The following is a 15,630-nucleotide window of genomic DNA, read 5'->3' on the forward strand; positions in this document are numbered from 1 at the left end:
AAATACAAAAGCCGCTGCAGGGCAGCGGCCGGAGTTCGGAGCAGCACCGCAAGGTGCTGCAAACCCCGCCGAAACGGGGTCGCTAGAGGCTCAGGCCTCAAGTCATTACTTGATCGTCAGGGCTTCCAGCTTGCCGCTGTTGCCGTAGACGTAAATCATGTCTCCCACTACCAACGGACGCGCACGCAGGCCGTCGCTGTCGATGCGCTCGCGGCCCACGAAACGACCATCTACCTGGCTCAACAGGTGCAGATAGCCTTCCATGTCGCCAACGGCTACATAGCTGGAAAACACTTCTGGCGAGCCCAATTGACGACGGGCCAGTGCTTCGTTGCTCCACAGTGCGGAGGACGAACGTTCGTCGATACCTTCGACAGTACCGGAAGCCAGGCTGGCATAAACGCTACCGAAACCTTGTGCTACACCGGAGTAGCTCGAGGCGTCGCGCTGCCAGATGACACGGCCGCTTTCCAGCTCCAAACCGGCAACCCGGCCCTGATAGGTAGCGACATACAACGTACCACCGGACAACAGCAGACCACCGTCGATATCAACGACGCGATCCAGCTCGGAGCGACCTTGTGGGACAGCGACACGCTGCTCCCAGACCGGCACGCCGTTGGAGGTGTCCAGTGCGACCACTTTACCGGTCGACAGACCCGCCACCGCGAGGTGGTTGGTCACGATCGGAGCGCCAGTACCGCGCAGGGTCAGTACCGCTGGCGTGCTTTCGTAAATCCAGCGCTGGTTGCCGGTAGCAGCATCAAAGCCGACTACGCGATCATCCTGAGTCTGGACCACGACCACATCACCATTGGTGGACGGCGGGGCCAATACTTCACTGGTCACGCGAGCGCGCCATTTTTCTTCACCGGTGCTGGAATCCAGCACAACGACTTCGCCCTTCAGGGTGCCGAACATCAGCATGCCGTAACCAACGCCAACGGCGCCGGAAACAGGCAACTCAAGGTCCTTTTCCCAAATGACATTACCGTTCATGCGGTCCATCGAGACGATGTAACCTTCTACATCGCTGGCAAAGATACGGTCGCCATCGATAGCCGGAACCAACATGTTATAGGTCTCGCCCTGCCCCTCACCAATGGAGCGGCTCCACTGCTTCTGCAGCACGACTTCTTCTTTGAAGTCGGTCAGCTCGGCCGGTGGCAATTCCTTTTTGCTGTTGCTGCTGCAACCCGCGGCCAAAATGGCCAGGGCCAGCAATGCTGCATGTTTCCAACGGATCACGTCACGCATCCCCTTTGGCCAGGTCGTCGAGCTTCATTTGTAAGCCACCTACGGCCGCTTCTTCAGACAGCGCGGATTTGGCTTTTTGGTATGCAGCATGGGCCTCGTCGGTGCGGCCCAGCTGTACCAGCAGGTCACCTTTGAGTTCTTCACGGCTGGCCAGGAATGCCTTTTCAGCATCGCCATCGAGCAGCTTCAGAGCGTCGTCAGCCTTGTTCTGTGCAGCCAGTACGCGAGCCAGACGCTGACGAGCGATTTCGCCCAGCGTATCGCTGGCCGGCTTGTCAGTCACCAGTTTCAACTCGGCTACTGCGTCATCAAGCTTGCCATTGTCGACAGCCACCTTGGCTACGAACAGGCTGCCGTACTGGGCGTAGGCAGAACCACCGAACTCGCTTTTCAGTTTGTTGGCGATATCAGCCACACGAGCCGTGTCAGCCTGACCACTTGGCGTGAGGGCTGTTTCCAGCAATTGCTGGTAAAGCGCCGAAGCACCTTGCGACTGATTGCTTTCGTATCTGGTCCAGGCCTGCCAGCCAAGCACCACTACCAACGCCAGCAAGCCACCTGTTACCAGGGGTTTACCATTGCGCTGCCACCAGTCCTTCATTGCCGCCAGTTCATCATCTTCAGTACCTGACACCCCAATACTCCTATTCGCTAAATCGGCTGTAAATCAGCTTCAACCCTGCACAACGCAGGAGGCCAGGTGCTCGGACAGAGCATCCCAGGCAATATTTTGTTGTTCACCCTGACCACGCAGGGGTTTGACGCCGATGATCTGCTGCGCCAGCTCCTCTTCCCCGAGGATCAACGCAAACAATGCACCACTCTTGTCGGCTTTCTTGAACTGGCTTTTGAAACTGCCAGCTCCGGCATTCACCTGTAAACGCAGGTTTGGCAGCTCGTCACGAACACGCTCGGTCAGCGCCAGCGCAGCCAGTTCAGCCGCTTCGCCGAAGGCACACAGATACACGTCGACCTGACGGGAAATTTCTTCCGGAACCTGCTCAAGTGTTTCAAGCAGCAGGACCAGACGTTCGATACCCATGGCAAATCCAACGCCACTGGTAGGCTTGCCGCCCATTTGCTCGACCAGACCGTCGTAACGGCCGCCCGCGCAGACTGTACCTTGAGCGCCCAGTTGATCGGTCACCCACTCGAAAACGGTTTTGCTGTAGTAATCGAGGCCACGAACCAGCTTGGGATTGATGACATACGGAATGCCCGCTGCATCCAGACGCGCCTTCAGACCTTCGAAGTGAATTCGCGATTCGTCATCCAGATAATCCGCCAGCTTCGGCGCATCAACCAGCAGCGCCTGAGTGTCGGCGTTCTTGGTATCCAGTACCCGCAGAGGGTTGGTTTTCAGGCGACGCTGACTGTCTTCGTCCAGTTCGCTGAGACGTGCCGACAGGAACTCGACCAGCGCATCGCGATACCGCGCACGCGCCTCGCTGGTGCCCAGGCTATTCAGTTCGAGCTTCACTGCGTTGCGAATGCCCAACAGGCCCCACAGGCGCCAGGTCAGTACGATCAGCTCTGCGTCGATGTCCGGACCGTCCAGGTTGAAAACCTCGACGCCGATCTGGTGAAACTGACGATAGCGACCTTTCTGCGGGCGTTCATGACGGAACATCGGACCGATGTACCACAATTTCTGAACCTGACCGCCACCGGTAATGCCGTGCTCAAGCACTGCGCGCACGCAGGCTGCAGTGCCTTCAGGGCGCAGGGTCAGGGAGTCACCGTTGCGATCGGCAAAGGTATACATCTCTTTTTCAACGATATCGGTCACTTCACCGATGGAGCGTTTGAACAGATCGGTGAATTCCACGATAGGCATGCGAATCTGCCGGTAACCGTAGTTATCCAGCAGACGAGAGACAGTGCCTTCGAAGTGACGCCACAGCGGGGTCTGATCGGGCAGGATGTCGTTCATGCCACGAATGGCTTGCAGAGACTTACTCACAAAAAATCCTTAGCAATTCTGGTTAGCCGCGCGCGATAAGGGCTGCGTCAGCTTCGACCTTTTCGGCCGCTTTCCGGCGAATCAAGCGTTCCAGCTCATCCACCAGATTGTCATTGGTCAGCTTCTGGGCCGGCTTGCCGTCGATGTAGATCAGATTCGGCGTGCCGCCTGTCAGGCCTACATGCGCCTCTTTGGCTTCACCCGGGCCGTTGACCACGCACCCGATGACCGCAACATCCAGCGGCACCAGCAAATCCTCAAGCCGACCTTCCAGTTCATTCATGGTCTTGACCACATCGAAGTTCTGCCGCGAGCAACTCGGGCAGGCGATGAAATTGATCCCGCGAGAACGAAGGCGCAGCGATTTAAGGATGTCGTAGCCGACTTTCACCTCTTCGACCGGATCAGCCGCCAGCGAGATGCGGATAGTATCCCCAATTCCCTCGGCGAGCAGCATACCTAGGCCAACGGCGGATTTCACCGTGCCTGAACGCAGACCACCCGCTTCAGTAATACCCAAGTGCAATGGCTGGACAATTTCCTTGGCCAGCAAGCGATAGGCTTCGACGGCCATGAACACATCGGAAGCTTTTACACTGACCTTGAAGTCCTTGAAATTCAGGCGTTCGAGGTGCTCGACGTGGCGCAGCGCTGACTCTACAAGCGCCGCTGGCGTTGGCTCGCCGTACTTCTTCTGCAGGTCTTTTTCCAGCGAACCGGCGTTGACGCCAATGCGAATCGGAATACCACGATCACGGGCGGCGTCGACCACAGCCTTCACCCGGTCTTCGCGACCGATGTTGCCCGGGTTGATACGCAGGCAATCGACACCCAGTTCAGCAACGCGCAGGGCAATCCGGTAATCAAAGTGGATATCGGCAACCAACGGCACCTTCACCAATTGCTTGATGCGGCCAAAGGCTTCCGCTGCGTCCATGTCCGGGACCGAAACCCGCACGATATCCACACCGGCCGCCTCAAGACGATTGATTTGCGCGACGGTAGCAGCGACGTCATTGGTGTCGCTGTTGGTCATGCTCTGCACCGCGATGGGTGCATCGCCCCCTACCGGGACCGAGCCCACCCAGATCTTCCGGGATTCGCGACGCTTGATCGGAGATTCACCGTGCATGAGTTATTGCCCCAGTTTCAGGCGTGCGGTAGCGCCGCTGGTGAAGGGAGCCACATCGACAGGCATGCCGTTGTAGCTGACCTGAGCACCGGCCGCAGCCCCCAGACGTACATTGAGTGGCGGCTTGCCACTCACATCCAGAGTATCGCCTTTGTGTTTGATGCCCATGTACAAAACCTTACCGGTGCTGTCAGTCACCTGAGTCCAGCAATCGGCTGTAAACGAGATACTTACCTGACCCGCACCGGCAACAGGTGCCTCAGGCGCAGCGGCGGGTGCAGATTGCGCAGGCGCAACAGCGGGAGCTGACGGAGCAGTTGCAGGCGCGGTGTTGGTCGGCGCTGCCGCCGTTGAGCTGGCAGGCGGGGTGGTCGACGACGGAGCAGTCGCGGTCTGAGCAGGCGCCTGTGCGGCAGGGGTTGCCGGATTCGCTGGGCTGGCTGGATTCAGCGCCAGCGGAGCCGAATCGGAGGTTTGCGCTTCGGCGACAGCCTGATCTTCAGGTTCGTCCAGCGGATGAATCTGGGTGGTGCCGTCGGCACTCTCGACTTCAACGTGCTCAAGGCTCAAGCCTGAGTCCTTGCCTCGCAAGGACGTCTGATCCTGCCACCAGAAGAAACCACCGCCGACCAGAACAACCAGCAACAGCAGACTGACGATTCGCAGAATATTGTGCGACAGGCGTACCGGTTCTTCGATACGACCCAACGCATGCACCGAACTGCCCGCGCTGTCTGTGCCTGTGTACTGGTCAAATTGAGTCACCAGTGCAGTCTGGTCGAGATCCAGGACTTTGGCGTACGCACGAACATAGCCGCGGGCGAAAGTATGACCCGGCAGCTTGTCAAAGTGGCCAGCCTCGAGGTTACTCAACGAAGTGACCGTGAGATTGAGCCTCTGGGCGACGTCTGGCAGCGACCAGTTTTTATTCTCGCGAGCCTGACGCAAGGTTTCGCCAGGATTGACGCGAGTGGCTGCTACGACTTCGGGTTGCACCGCTTTCATCATTGCTCCGACAGGTATTGCTGATATTCCGGCGTACCGGGATAGAGTCTTTTGAGTTGCAGGCCAAAACTGGCTGCCTTGTTGCGATCATCGTAGATTTTTGCCAATCGCGTACCAAGCAATAGACTACGTGCATTTTGCTCGCTGAGTTGGCTAAAACGGTCGTAATAATCACGTGCCGGCACATAATGCCTGTCTTCGTAAGACAACTCAGCCATTTCCAGCAATGCGCGTGGCAACATACGGTCCATGCGCAGGGCTTTGGTGAAATGCGCCGTCGCCGCTTCGCGATCACCGAGCATCACGGCAGTCATGCCAAGATTCTCAAAAACCCGCGAGCGCTCAGGATAAAGGTTATCAGCAGCGGCCTGTTCGAAACGCTCATAGGCTTCCTTGTAGCGTTTTTGCTCGTAAAGGAAACTGCCGTAATTATTAAGGATGCGCGCATCTCCTCGACGAGAAGACAGGGCCTTTTGAAAGTGCTGGTCAGCAAGCTCGGGTTCCATCTCGACCTGAAACACCAGCGCCAGGGCAGCGTTGGCATCCGCGTCGGAACCGTCCAGTTCAAGCGCTTTCTTCAGGGGTACCTTGGCCCGTTCGGTCTGCCCCTGCTGCAAGTAGCCAATACCCAACTGGACATAGGCCTCGCGTGCGGCATCACGACCCTGGCTGGTGCTCATCGGATCAACTTTGCCTGAGGTCACACACCCAGCCAGCGCGATCATGAAGCAGAGCAGCAGGGCGGCACGCACGGACATTGAGATTCTCTCGGCCAGGTTCGCGATCAGGTTCGAGTCGCGGCGTTTTGAGCCACACTCGCCTCGCTACTCAGCTCACGTACGGCAATGTAACGCTCGCTGCGGCGAGTGCGGTCCATGACCTGCCCGACCAACTGACCACAAGCTGCATCGATATCTTCCCCACGGGTAGTACGCACCGTGACGTTATACCCAGCCTGATGCAGTTGATCCTGGAAGCGACGAATCGCGTTGTTACTCGGACGCTCGTAACCGGAATGCGGGAACGGGTTGAACGGAATCAGGTTGATCTTGCAAGGCGTGTCCTTGAGCAGCTCGATCATTTCAACAGCATGTTCGACCTGATCATTCACGTCTTTGAGCAAGGTGTACTCAATGGTCAACACGCGCTTCTCACCCAGCGTCGCCATGTAGCGACGGCAGGATTCAAGCAGCATTTTCAGCGGGTATTTCTTGTTGATCGGCACCAGTTGATTGCGCAGCGCATCGTTTGGCGCGTGCAGTGACAACGCCAGCGATACATCGATGTGCTCAGCCAGCACGTCGATCATCGGTACCACGCCGGAGGTGGACAAAGTCACCCGACGCTTGGAAATGCCATACCCCAGGTCATCCATCATCAGATGCATGGCGGCAACGACATTATCGAAGTTCAGCAGCGGCTCACCCATGCCCATCATCACCACGTTGGTGATGGCACGGTCGACGGTAGCCGGGACGCTGCCAAAGGATTTGTTGGCAATCCACACCTGACCGATCACTTCGGCGGCGGTGAGGTTGCTGTTGAAGCCTTGTTTGCCGGTAGAGCAGAAACTGCAATCCAGCGCACAGCCCGCCTGGGACGAAACACACAAGGTGCCGCGTTTGCCCTGGGGGATATAAACGGTTTCGACGCAGCTGCCGGACGCCACACGCACCACCCACTTACGGGTGCCATCGGTGGAGATGTCCTCGCTGACGACTTCAGGACCACGAACCTCAGCACAAGCCTTGAGTTTTTCACGCAAGGCCTTGCTGACATTCGTCATGGCGTCGAAATCATCGACGCCAAAGTGGTGAATCCACTTCATGACCTGACCGGCACGGAAGCGCTTCTCCCCGATGGAATCGAAGAATTTTTCCATTTCCAGCTGGGTCAGACCCAACAGGTTTGTTTTGCCAGTCGTTGCAATCATGAATTCACCCTTCGCTCGTTAGTCCAGGACTTAGCGAGCGGTTACCTCTGTAGCTGCGAAGAAGTACGAGATTTCGCGAGCAGCGGCTGCTTCGGAATCGGAGCCGTGAACAGCGTTGGCGTCGATGGAATCAGCGAAGTCAGCACGGATAGTGCCGGCAGCAGCTTCTTTAGGGTTGGTAGCGCCCATCAGCTCACGGTTCAGAGCGATAGCGTTTTCGCCTTCCAGAACCTGAACAACAACAGGACCGGAGATCATGAACGCAACCAGGTCGCCGAAGAAGCCACGAGCGCTGTGCTCAGCGTAGAAACCTTCAGCTTCAGCCTTGGACAGCTGCTTCAGTTTCGAAGCAACGACGCGCAGACCGGCTTTTTCAAAACGAGTGGTGATCTCGCCGATTACGTTTTTAGCAACGGCGTCAGGCTTGATGATGGAGAAAGTACGTTGAACAGCCATGGTGTAACTCCAGAAACGATGATTAAAGCGAAAAATTAAACCCGCGAATTATACGCGGGTTTGAGGTTATTGCCTAACGTGCAAATTGGATCAGCCGATTTCGTCGGCCCAAAGCGTCTGAACCGCTTCGAGCACTTTCTCGCCGACGCGGCCAGAGGTGTCGTCGAAATCCGGCAACTGCTTGATCATCAGTTGCAGCTTGGTAAACCCCACCGAGTAAGGATCGACGCCGGGATGAGTCTCGGCCAGTTCCTCAGCGATTCGTTGTACGTCATTCCAACCGTAACTCATGACAGCTTCTCGATCAGTGCGGCGCTTCGGCCGCATGGTTAAGCGAATACTTGGGAATTTCAACCGTCAGGTCTTCATTTCCGACGATCGCCTGACAAGACAGGCGAGACTGAGGTTCCAGCCCCCAGGCCTTGTCCAGCATGTCTTCTTCCAGCTCATCCGCTTCATTCAACGAGGCAAAACCCTCGCGAATGACGCAGTGGCATGTGGTGCAGGCACAAACACCACCACAGGCACTTTCAATCTCGATGTGATGCTCGTGAGCAATTTCGAGAATAGACGTGCCGGGCTCGACCTCAACAACCAGCCCATCCGGACACAGCACGGCATGGGGCAGAAAAATCAGCTGCGGCATCAGTTATTCCTCAATGTCATTCAGATTGCGCCCCGCCAGAGCGGCTTTTACCGTCATATTCATGCGGCGGGCTGCAAATGCATCGGTCACCTGCGAGAGAAGCTTGGTCTGCTGCTCGATGGCGGGGCCATCGGTGCCTTGCATCAATTCACGTAATTCCTGCAACTGCAGGTCGATGACCATGCGCTCTTCGGCATCCAGCAAGCGCTCGCCGTCGACTTCCAGTGCAGCTTCCACTGCCTCGACAAGGCGCTGAGCATCAACCTGCTGCTCACGCAATACGCGGGCAACTTTGTCGTCACTGGCGTTGGCGAAGGAATCCGTGAGCATCCGGGCAATTTCGCCATCGGTCAGCCCATAGGACGGCTTGACCTGGATGCTCGACTCAACACCCGAACCCAGCTCGCGGGCCGAGACACTGAGCAGACCGTCCGCATCCACCTGGAACGTCACACGGATTTTTGCCGCACCCGCCACCATGGCCGGAATGCCGCGCAATTCGAAACGAGCCAGGGAGCGACAGTCGCTGATCAACTCACGCTCGCCTTGCAGCACGTGAATCATCATTGCCGACTGGCCGTCTTTGTAAGTGGTGAACTCCTGAGCGCGCGCGACCGGGATCGTGGTGTTACGCGGAATCACCTTCTCCATCAGGCCGCCCATGGTTTCCAGTCCCAACGAGAGCGGAATCACGTCGAGCAGCAACAACTCACCACCGTCACGCTTGTTGCCGGCCAGAGTGTCTGCCTGGATCGCCGCACCAATGGCGACCACTTGATCCGGGTCGATATCCGTCAACGGCTGGCGACCAAACAACTCAGCCACAGCGCCACGCACACGCGGGACACGTGTAGAACCGCCAACCATGACCACCGCTTCAACTTCATCCAGCTCGATACCGGCGTCACGCACGGCACGACGGCAAGATTTGAGGCTGCGCGCAACCATTGGCTCGATGAGGGTTTCGAAAGCTTGTCGCGTCAGCGTGCCATTCCAGGCCCCGTACTCGACGTCGACAGAAGTCTCGCTGGTCAGCGCTTCTTTGGCCTTGCAAGCCGCTTGCAGCAAGCTGCGCTGGGCAGAAGGATCGATATCGGCAGACAAACCTGCCTCACTGACAATCCAGCCCGCAATCGCATGATCGAAGTCGTCGCCGCCCAGCGCAGTATCACCACCGGTTGCCAGAACCTCAAACACGCCGCCAGTGAGACGCAGAATAGAGATGTCGAACGTACCGCCGCCCAGGTCATAAATCGCCACAACGCCCTGGGCGCTTTGATCCAGACCATAAGCCACGGCCGCAGCGGTCGGCTCATTGAGCAGGCGCAGTACGTTAAGACCCGCTAATTTAGCGGCGTCTTTGGTGGCCTGACGCTGAGCGTCGTCGAAATAAGCCGGAACAGTGATAACCGCGCCGACCAGATCACCACCCAACGCCTGCTCAGCACGCTGACGCAGAACCTTGAGGATATCGGCAGAGACTTCCACCGGGCTTTTCGGCCCCTGAACAGTCTCGATGAACGGCATGTGCGACTCACCGCCTACAAAGCGATAAGGCAACTGTTCGCCCAATTGCTTGACGTCGGACAGACCACGACCCATCAAGCGCTTGACCGACAGTACAGTGTTGAACGGATCCGTCGAAGCGGCGGCTTTGGCAGCCTGCCCCACTTCAACGCGATCAGCGTGATAGCGCACAGCAGACGGCAGAATGACTTGCCCTTCTGCGTCGGCCAGCGGTTCGGAAAGGCCACTGCGCAGTGCAGCAACCAGCGAATTGGTAGTCCCCAGGTCAATACCCACCGCCAGACGACGCTGATGAGGTTGGGGGCTTTGACCGGGTTCGGCGATCTGCAGTAGAGCCATGCTTTATCAGAATTTCACAGGCGTGCGGCCAGAAGCAGCACGGAGTTAATCGTCGAGGCGCTCTTCAAGCTGGCGCACTTCGTAAGAGAGCTTGTCGAGGAACTGCATGCGCCGCATCAGGCGCTCGGCCTGTTCGCGTTGCGCAGCATCATCCCAACAGGCCGCAAAGCTTTCGTTCAGTTCGTCCTGAGCAGTCTTGAGGCGACGCTTGAAAACCGCGACACCCGCCAGATCAGCCTCGTCCTGCAGATCCTCAAGCTCTTCGCGCCATTGCATCTGCTGCAGAAGAAACTCGGGATCGTGCACGGTGACTTCAAGAGGCACTTCGCCGCGCATCGCTAATAGATAGCGCGCCCGTTTCGGAGCGCTCTTGAGCGTCTGGTAGGCGTCGTTAAGACTGGCGGAGCGCTCAAGCGCCAACCGCTGCTCACGCTCGGAGGCGTCCGCAAAACGGTCGGGATGAACCTCGCGAGCAAGCTCACGGTAGCGCGTCGCCAACTGATCAAGGTCGAGGCGAAAGCCCGGCTGAAGCTCGAATAGAGCGAAATGACAAGGAGTACCCACAATAAGCCTCAGACGTTGAAGCTTTCGCCGCAGCCACATTCACCGCGCGAGTTGGGATTGTTGAACTTGAAGCCTTCGTTCAACCCTTCCTTGACGAAATCAAGCTCGGTGCCATCGAGATAGACCAGGCTTTTCGGGTCAATGATCACCTTGACGCCGTGAAGTTCGAACACGGTGTCTTCGCTTTGCGCCTCATCGACGAACTCAAGCACATAGGCAAGACCTGAACAGCCTGTGGTGCGAACACCCAGACGAACGCCGTCACCTTTGCCGCGCCCATCAAGGGAGCGTCTTACGTGATTTGCGGCAGCTTCTGTCATGCTGATAGCCATCGGAACTCCTTATTACTTCACACCAGCTTCTTTAGAAAACGCTGCTATTACAGCAGGCCTTTCTTCTGCTTGTAGTCACGAACTGCCGCTTTGATAGCGTCTTCCGCGAGTACCGAGCAGTGAATTTTCACCGGAGGCAAAGCCAGTTCTTCAGCCAACTGAGTGTTCTTGATGGTCTCTGCTTCATCCAGAGTCTTGCCCTTCATCCACTCGGTTGCCAGAGAGCTGGAAGCGATAGCCGAACCGCAACCATAAGTCTTGAACTTGGCGTCTTCGATGACGCCCTGCTCGTTGACCTTGATTTGCAGACGCATAACGTCGCCGCAAGCAGGAGCGCCGACCATGCCGGTGCCAACATCTGGATCTTCCGCGTTCATCTTGCCGACGTTGCGCGGATTTTCGTAGTGGTCAATGACCTTTTCGCTGTAAGCCATGATGCTATTCCTCTATCAGGGAGCCGCTCTGCAAGCCATGCAGCAACTGGTTGAAACATGGCCTGTCTGTAAGGCGGCTTTTAATTAGTGCGCCGCCCACTCGATCTTGGAAATGTCGACGCCGTCTTTGTACATGTCCCATAGCGGCGAAAGTGCACGCAGCTTGGTGACCGCTTCGCAGACTTTCTGCGCGGCGTAGTCCATTTCTTCTTCAGTACTGAAACGACCAAAGGTGAAGCGTATCGAGCTATGCGCCAGTTCGTCATTACGACCAAGGGCGCGCAGCACATAGGAAGGCTCGAGCGACGCGGAAGTACAGGCGGAACCGGACGAAACGGCCAGATCCTTGAGCGCCATGATCAGCGACTCGCCTTCGACGTAGTTGAAGCTCAGGTTGAGGTTGTGCGGCACACGAGCAGTCATGCTGCCGTTGACGTACAACTCTTCGAGATGCTCGACCTGCTTGTAGAAGCGATCTCTCAAGGCTTTGACTCGCACGTTTTCTGCGGCCATCTCTTCCTTGGCAATACGGAATGCTTCGCCCATACCGACGATCTGATGCGTCGCCAGAGTACCGGAACGCATGCCACGTTCGTGACCGCCGCCGTGCATGGCCGCCTCAAGGCGAACACGCGGCTTGCGGCTGACGTACAGCGCGCCGATACCTTTAGGGCCATAGGTCTTGTGGGCAGAGAACGACATCAGGTCAACCTTGAGGCTGGCCAGATCGATTTCAACCTTACCGGTGGACTGCGCAGCATCAACGTGGAACAGCACACCACGGGAGCGGGTCAGCTCACCGATGGCAGCGATGTCGTTGATGGTGCCGATTTCGTTGTTAACGTGCATGACCGAAACCAGAATGGTGTCGTCGCGCAGAGCGGCTTCAACCATCGAAGGCGTGATCAGGCCGTCTTCACCAGGCTCGATGTAAGTGACTTCAAAACCTTCACGCTCAAGCTGACGCGTGGTATCGAGCACAGCTTTGTGCTCGATCTTGTTGGTGATGATGTGCTTGCCCTTGCTGGCGTAGAAATGCGCAACACCCTTGATGGCGAGGTTGTCGGACTCTGTGGCACCGGAGGTCCAGACAATTTCACGCGGATCGGCATTGACCAGATCGGCGACCTGACGGCGAGCGTTCTCGACCGACTCCTCAGCCTTCCAGCCGAAGACGTGGGAGCGCGATGCCGGGTTACCGAAGTTTCCGTCAGCGGTCAGGCACTCAATCATTTTCTGAGCGACACGCGGATCGACCGGGGTCGTCGCGGAGTAATCAAGGTAAATCGGCAACTTCATTGAATCTCTCCTATCAGGCAGGCGCACCGCTGATTCATCTACGCTCATTCAACGGCGGACGTTTCAATCTTATCCAGGTACTGGGTCTTGGCGCTGGTACGGCGCATATCCTGGCGCTGGGCAACTTCTTGTACCTCACGGCGAGTGACAAGGTCGGCCAGACTGATACCGCTTAGAAATTCGTGAATCTGCTCGCTGAGGTCACACCACAAATGGTGAGTCAGACAGGTGTCACCAGCGTGGCAATCACCCAACCCCTGGCAACGCGTGGCATCGACAGATTCGTTGACGGCATCGACCACCTGGGCAACCTTGATGCCGTGCATGTCGCGGGACAACTGATAACCACCACCGGGACCACGCACACTGGAGACCAGATTGCCACGGCGCAGCTTGGCGAACAGTTGCTCAAGGTAGGACAGGGAAATGCCCTGACGCTCGGAAATGTCGGCCAGAGACACTGGCCCGTTCTGCGCATGTAACGCCAGATCAAGCATGGCAGTTACAGCGTATCGGCCTTTAGTAGTCAGTCGCATGGCGTATACCGCAGAGGTTCGGAATGAGAGCGAGTATGCTATTCCCGAGTATTTAAGTCAACTATAAGACCTAGCAAAACAGTCGGGATTGGGCGCAAAACAGCGGCCGCATCATAGCAAACACCGGGGCGCATGGCACGCCCCGGGTGCAGCCCCCATCAGCCGACCTTGCTCTCGCTCTTGTCCTTCACGCAATCAAACACTTCGTCGCGCAGCTCGGGCAGCTCCTTGGCGCAGTAATCGCTGCCAAGCCCTTTAAGGGCCTCGCACATACCTTCGAGACGACCGTCCACTGCTTGCAAGTGATCAAGCAACTGACCAATCGCACGCGCCACCGGATCTGGCATGTCTTCGCTGACCCCGTAAGCATCAAAACCCAGCTTCTCGGCGATCGCCTTGCGCTTGGCCTCTACATCATCACTGGACTTGATAATGATCCGCCCCGGAATCCCCACGGCCGTAGCACCTGCAGGGACAGCCTTGGTGACAACCGCGTTGGAACCGATCTTGGCGCCAGCACCAACAGTGAACGGCCCGAGCACCTTGGCGCCCGCACCCACCACAACGCCGTCTTCCAGCGTCGGATGGCGCTTGCCCGCGTTCCAGCTGGTGCCTCCCAGGGTAACGCCCTGATAGAGCGTTACGTCATTGCCGATTTCAGCCGTTTCGCCAATCACAATACCCATGCCGTGATCGATGAAAAAACGCCGCCCGACCTTGGCGCCGGGATGGATTTCGATGCCAGTCATCCAACGACCGAAATTCGAAACCACCCGCGCCGGCCATTTCCAACCGTTGGTCCACAGAATGTGTGCCAGCCGATGCAGCCAGATGGCGTGCATGCCGGGGTAGCAGGTCAGCACTTCAAAGGAGTTGCGCGCAGCAGGATCGCGATGAAACACACTCTGAATATCTTCTCGCAGACGCTCGAACATCATTGTTCCTTCCGTTTGTACGGTTCACCACGTGCAGCCTTCTGGGTCTCGGTAAGGATGCCGCGCAAAATACTGATCTCGGAACGATTCACCTCACTGCGGCCGAAAAGGCGACGCAGCCGGGCCATCAAGTGGCGAGGTTTTTCCGGATCGAGAAAGCCGATAGCCACCAGCGTTGATTCGAGATGGCCATAGAAGCCTTCCATCTCATCCATGGTCGCCAGGTCAGCGCTGCGCACCGAGGTCACTTCAACTTTTTCGACCTTGGTGGGCTGGCCCTGCGTAGCCAGCCACGACATGCGCACCTCGTAGCTGAGGACCTGCACCGCCGCAGCGAGATTCAGCGAGCTGAACTCTGGATCAGACGGGATATGCACGTGGTAATGACATCGCTGCAGTTCCTCGTTGGTCAGGCCGGCGTATTCACGACCAAACACCAGCGCGACTTCTGCGCCCTGCCCTGCCTGCTCGGCAGCCATCACGCCCGACTCACGCGGGTCGAGCAACGGCCACGGAATACGACGGTCGCGGGCACTGGTGCCCATGACCAGATTGCATCCCACCAGAGCATCTTCAAGGGTCGCGACGACCTGAGCCTTCTCCAGAATATCGCCAGCGCCCGAAGCGCGGGCATCCGCTTCATGGTGAGGGAAGAACTGCGGATCAACGAGCACCAGGCGCGAAAGCCCCATGTTTTTCATGGCACGAGCAGCCCCACCGATGTTACCGGGGTGACTGGTACCGACCAGGACAACACGAATGTTTTGCAGCAAGGCGAGTGCTCACAGATAAAGTAGAGGGGGTGAAATCTTACAGAACCACCGAGGTGAACGCCATGAACGGTTGCGGCTTGCTAAATACGGGCGTGACGCGGGACCTACTCTAGCCGGGAAGGCGGCATTTCTGACGATACAAATGCGTCGCCTGTAACGACCTCTCCCCGGCCAAAGCAGATCCCACGACTTCACACCAATATCCAGCATTGCGCAGATTCCGTGGGAGCTGGGCTTGCCCGCGATAAGGCTGGATGCAATCTGGAGTGAACTGCGTCCAGCCTTATCGCGAGCAAGCTCTGCTCCCACAGGAACCAATATCTGACGATACAAATACGTCGTCTGTAGCGGCCTTTCCCCGGCCAAAGCAGACCCCACGACTTCACAGCAATATCCAGGATTACGCAGATCCTGTGGGAGCCGGGCTTGCCCGCGATAAGGCTGGATGCAATCTGGAGTGAACTGCGTCCAGCCTTATCGCGAGCAAGCTCTGCTCCCA

General features: G+C 57.4%; 18 protein-coding genes. All 18 read right to left on the reverse strand.

The features are described 5' to 3' along the window. Positions 1-105: 105 nt before the first annotated feature. The 18 genes from bamB to trmJ all read right to left on the reverse strand — a co-directional run bounded on the left by bamB (position 106) and on the right by trmJ (position 15,131). Positions 106-1,257 carry an outer membrane protein assembly factor BamB gene (gene bamB, locus RX972_RS11540; RefSeq protein WP_099267614.1) on the reverse strand — a complete coding sequence of 384 codons (1,152 nt, stop codon included), beginning with the start codon at positions 1,255-1,257 and terminating at the stop codon, positions 106-108. Continuing rightward, positions 1,250-1,891 (reverse strand): YfgM family protein, encoded by a 642-nt coding sequence (locus RX972_RS11545; RefSeq protein ID WP_027902637.1) that lies wholly within the window; start codon positions 1,889-1,891, stop codon positions 1,250-1,252. The genes bamB and RX972_RS11545 overlap by 8 nt, the downstream gene beginning before the upstream one ends. A 39-nt stretch (positions 1,892-1,930) precedes the next feature. Beyond that, positions 1,931-3,220 (reverse strand): histidine--tRNA ligase, encoded by a 1,290-nt coding sequence (gene hisS / locus RX972_RS11550; protein ID WP_122707884.1) that lies wholly within the window; start codon positions 3,218-3,220, stop codon positions 1,931-1,933. 22 nt (positions 3,221-3,242) lie between these two features. Then, a complete protein-coding gene (gene ispG / locus RX972_RS11555; protein WP_027902639.1) occupies positions 3,243-4,352 on the reverse strand; it encodes a flavodoxin-dependent (E)-4-hydroxy-3-methylbut-2-enyl-diphosphate synthase in 1,110 nt (369 codons plus the stop codon). Positions 4,353-4,355: 3 nt separating this feature from the next. Next, positions 4,356-5,357: a RodZ domain-containing protein gene (locus RX972_RS11560; protein ID WP_316875175.1), complete on the reverse strand. Its 1,002-nt coding sequence runs from the start codon at positions 5,355-5,357 to the stop codon at positions 4,356-4,358. Continuing rightward, a complete protein-coding gene (pilW, locus tag RX972_RS11565) occupies positions 5,357-6,115 on the reverse strand; it encodes a type IV pilus biogenesis/stability protein PilW (RefSeq protein WP_316875177.1) in 759 nt (252 codons plus the stop codon). Before pilW ends, RX972_RS11560 begins: the two co-directional genes overlap by 1 nt. A gap of 26 nt (positions 6,116-6,141) precedes the next feature. Continuing rightward, a complete protein-coding gene (rlmN, locus tag RX972_RS11570) occupies positions 6,142-7,290 on the reverse strand; it encodes a 23S rRNA (adenine(2503)-C(2))-methyltransferase RlmN (RefSeq protein ID WP_122808276.1) in 1,149 nt (382 codons plus the stop codon). 30 nt (positions 7,291-7,320) lie between these two features. Next, positions 7,321-7,746 (reverse strand): nucleoside-diphosphate kinase, encoded by a 426-nt coding sequence (gene ndk, locus RX972_RS11575; protein ID WP_002552482.1) that lies wholly within the window; start codon positions 7,744-7,746, stop codon positions 7,321-7,323. Between the two features lie 90 nt (positions 7,747-7,836). Then, entirely contained in the window at positions 7,837-8,037 is a 201-nt protein-coding gene (gene iscX / locus RX972_RS11580) for a Fe-S cluster assembly protein IscX (RefSeq protein WP_087264564.1), read from the reverse strand. Positions 8,038-8,050: 13 nt separating this feature from the next. After that, entirely contained in the window at positions 8,051-8,392 is a 342-nt protein-coding gene (fdx, locus tag RX972_RS11585) for an ISC system 2Fe-2S type ferredoxin (protein WP_027902644.1), read from the reverse strand. A gap of 3 nt (positions 8,393-8,395) precedes the next feature. Next, a complete protein-coding gene (gene hscA, locus RX972_RS11590; RefSeq protein WP_255877444.1) occupies positions 8,396-10,258 on the reverse strand; it encodes a Fe-S protein assembly chaperone HscA in 1,863 nt (620 codons plus the stop codon). A 45-nt stretch (positions 10,259-10,303) separates the two neighbouring features. Continuing rightward, positions 10,304-10,822 carry a co-chaperone HscB gene (hscB, locus tag RX972_RS11595; RefSeq protein WP_099267608.1) on the reverse strand — a complete coding sequence of 173 codons (519 nt, stop codon included), beginning with the start codon at positions 10,820-10,822 and terminating at the stop codon, positions 10,304-10,306. A gap of 8 nt (positions 10,823-10,830) precedes the next feature. Then, positions 10,831-11,154: an iron-sulfur cluster assembly protein IscA gene (gene iscA / locus RX972_RS11600; protein ID WP_027902647.1), complete on the reverse strand. Its 324-nt coding sequence runs from the start codon at positions 11,152-11,154 to the stop codon at positions 10,831-10,833. Positions 11,155-11,201: 47 nt separating this feature from the next. Then, positions 11,202-11,588 (reverse strand): Fe-S cluster assembly scaffold IscU, encoded by a 387-nt coding sequence (gene iscU / locus RX972_RS11605; RefSeq protein WP_002552476.1) that lies wholly within the window; start codon positions 11,586-11,588, stop codon positions 11,202-11,204. Positions 11,589-11,672: 84 nt separating this feature from the next. Beyond that, positions 11,673-12,887: an IscS subfamily cysteine desulfurase gene (locus RX972_RS11610; RefSeq protein WP_316875451.1), complete on the reverse strand. Its 1,215-nt coding sequence runs from the start codon at positions 12,885-12,887 to the stop codon at positions 11,673-11,675. Between the two features lie 44 nt (positions 12,888-12,931). Beyond that, positions 12,932-13,423, reverse strand: a complete 492-nt coding sequence (gene iscR, locus RX972_RS11615; protein ID WP_027902650.1) for a Fe-S cluster assembly transcriptional regulator IscR — start codon at positions 13,421-13,423, stop codon at positions 12,932-12,934. Positions 13,424-13,581: 158 nt separating this feature from the next. After that, on the reverse strand, positions 13,582-14,358 hold the full coding sequence (gene cysE, locus RX972_RS11620; RefSeq protein WP_027902651.1) for a serine O-acetyltransferase: 777 nt from the start codon (positions 14,356-14,358) through the stop codon (positions 13,582-13,584). Continuing rightward, the gene (gene trmJ / locus RX972_RS11625; RefSeq protein WP_316875457.1) at positions 14,358-15,131 is read right to left on the reverse strand and encodes a tRNA (cytosine(32)/uridine(32)-2'-O)-methyltransferase TrmJ; all 774 of its coding nucleotides are present in this window, start codon (positions 15,129-15,131) and stop codon (positions 14,358-14,360) included. Before trmJ ends, cysE begins: the two co-directional genes overlap by 1 nt. Between the last annotated feature and the right edge of the window lie 499 nt (positions 15,132-15,630).

The organism is Pseudomonas syringae group sp. J309-1 (assembly GCF_032582135.1).
GTDB lineage: Bacteria > Pseudomonadota > Gammaproteobacteria > Pseudomonadales > Pseudomonadaceae > Aquipseudomonas > Aquipseudomonas quasicaspiana.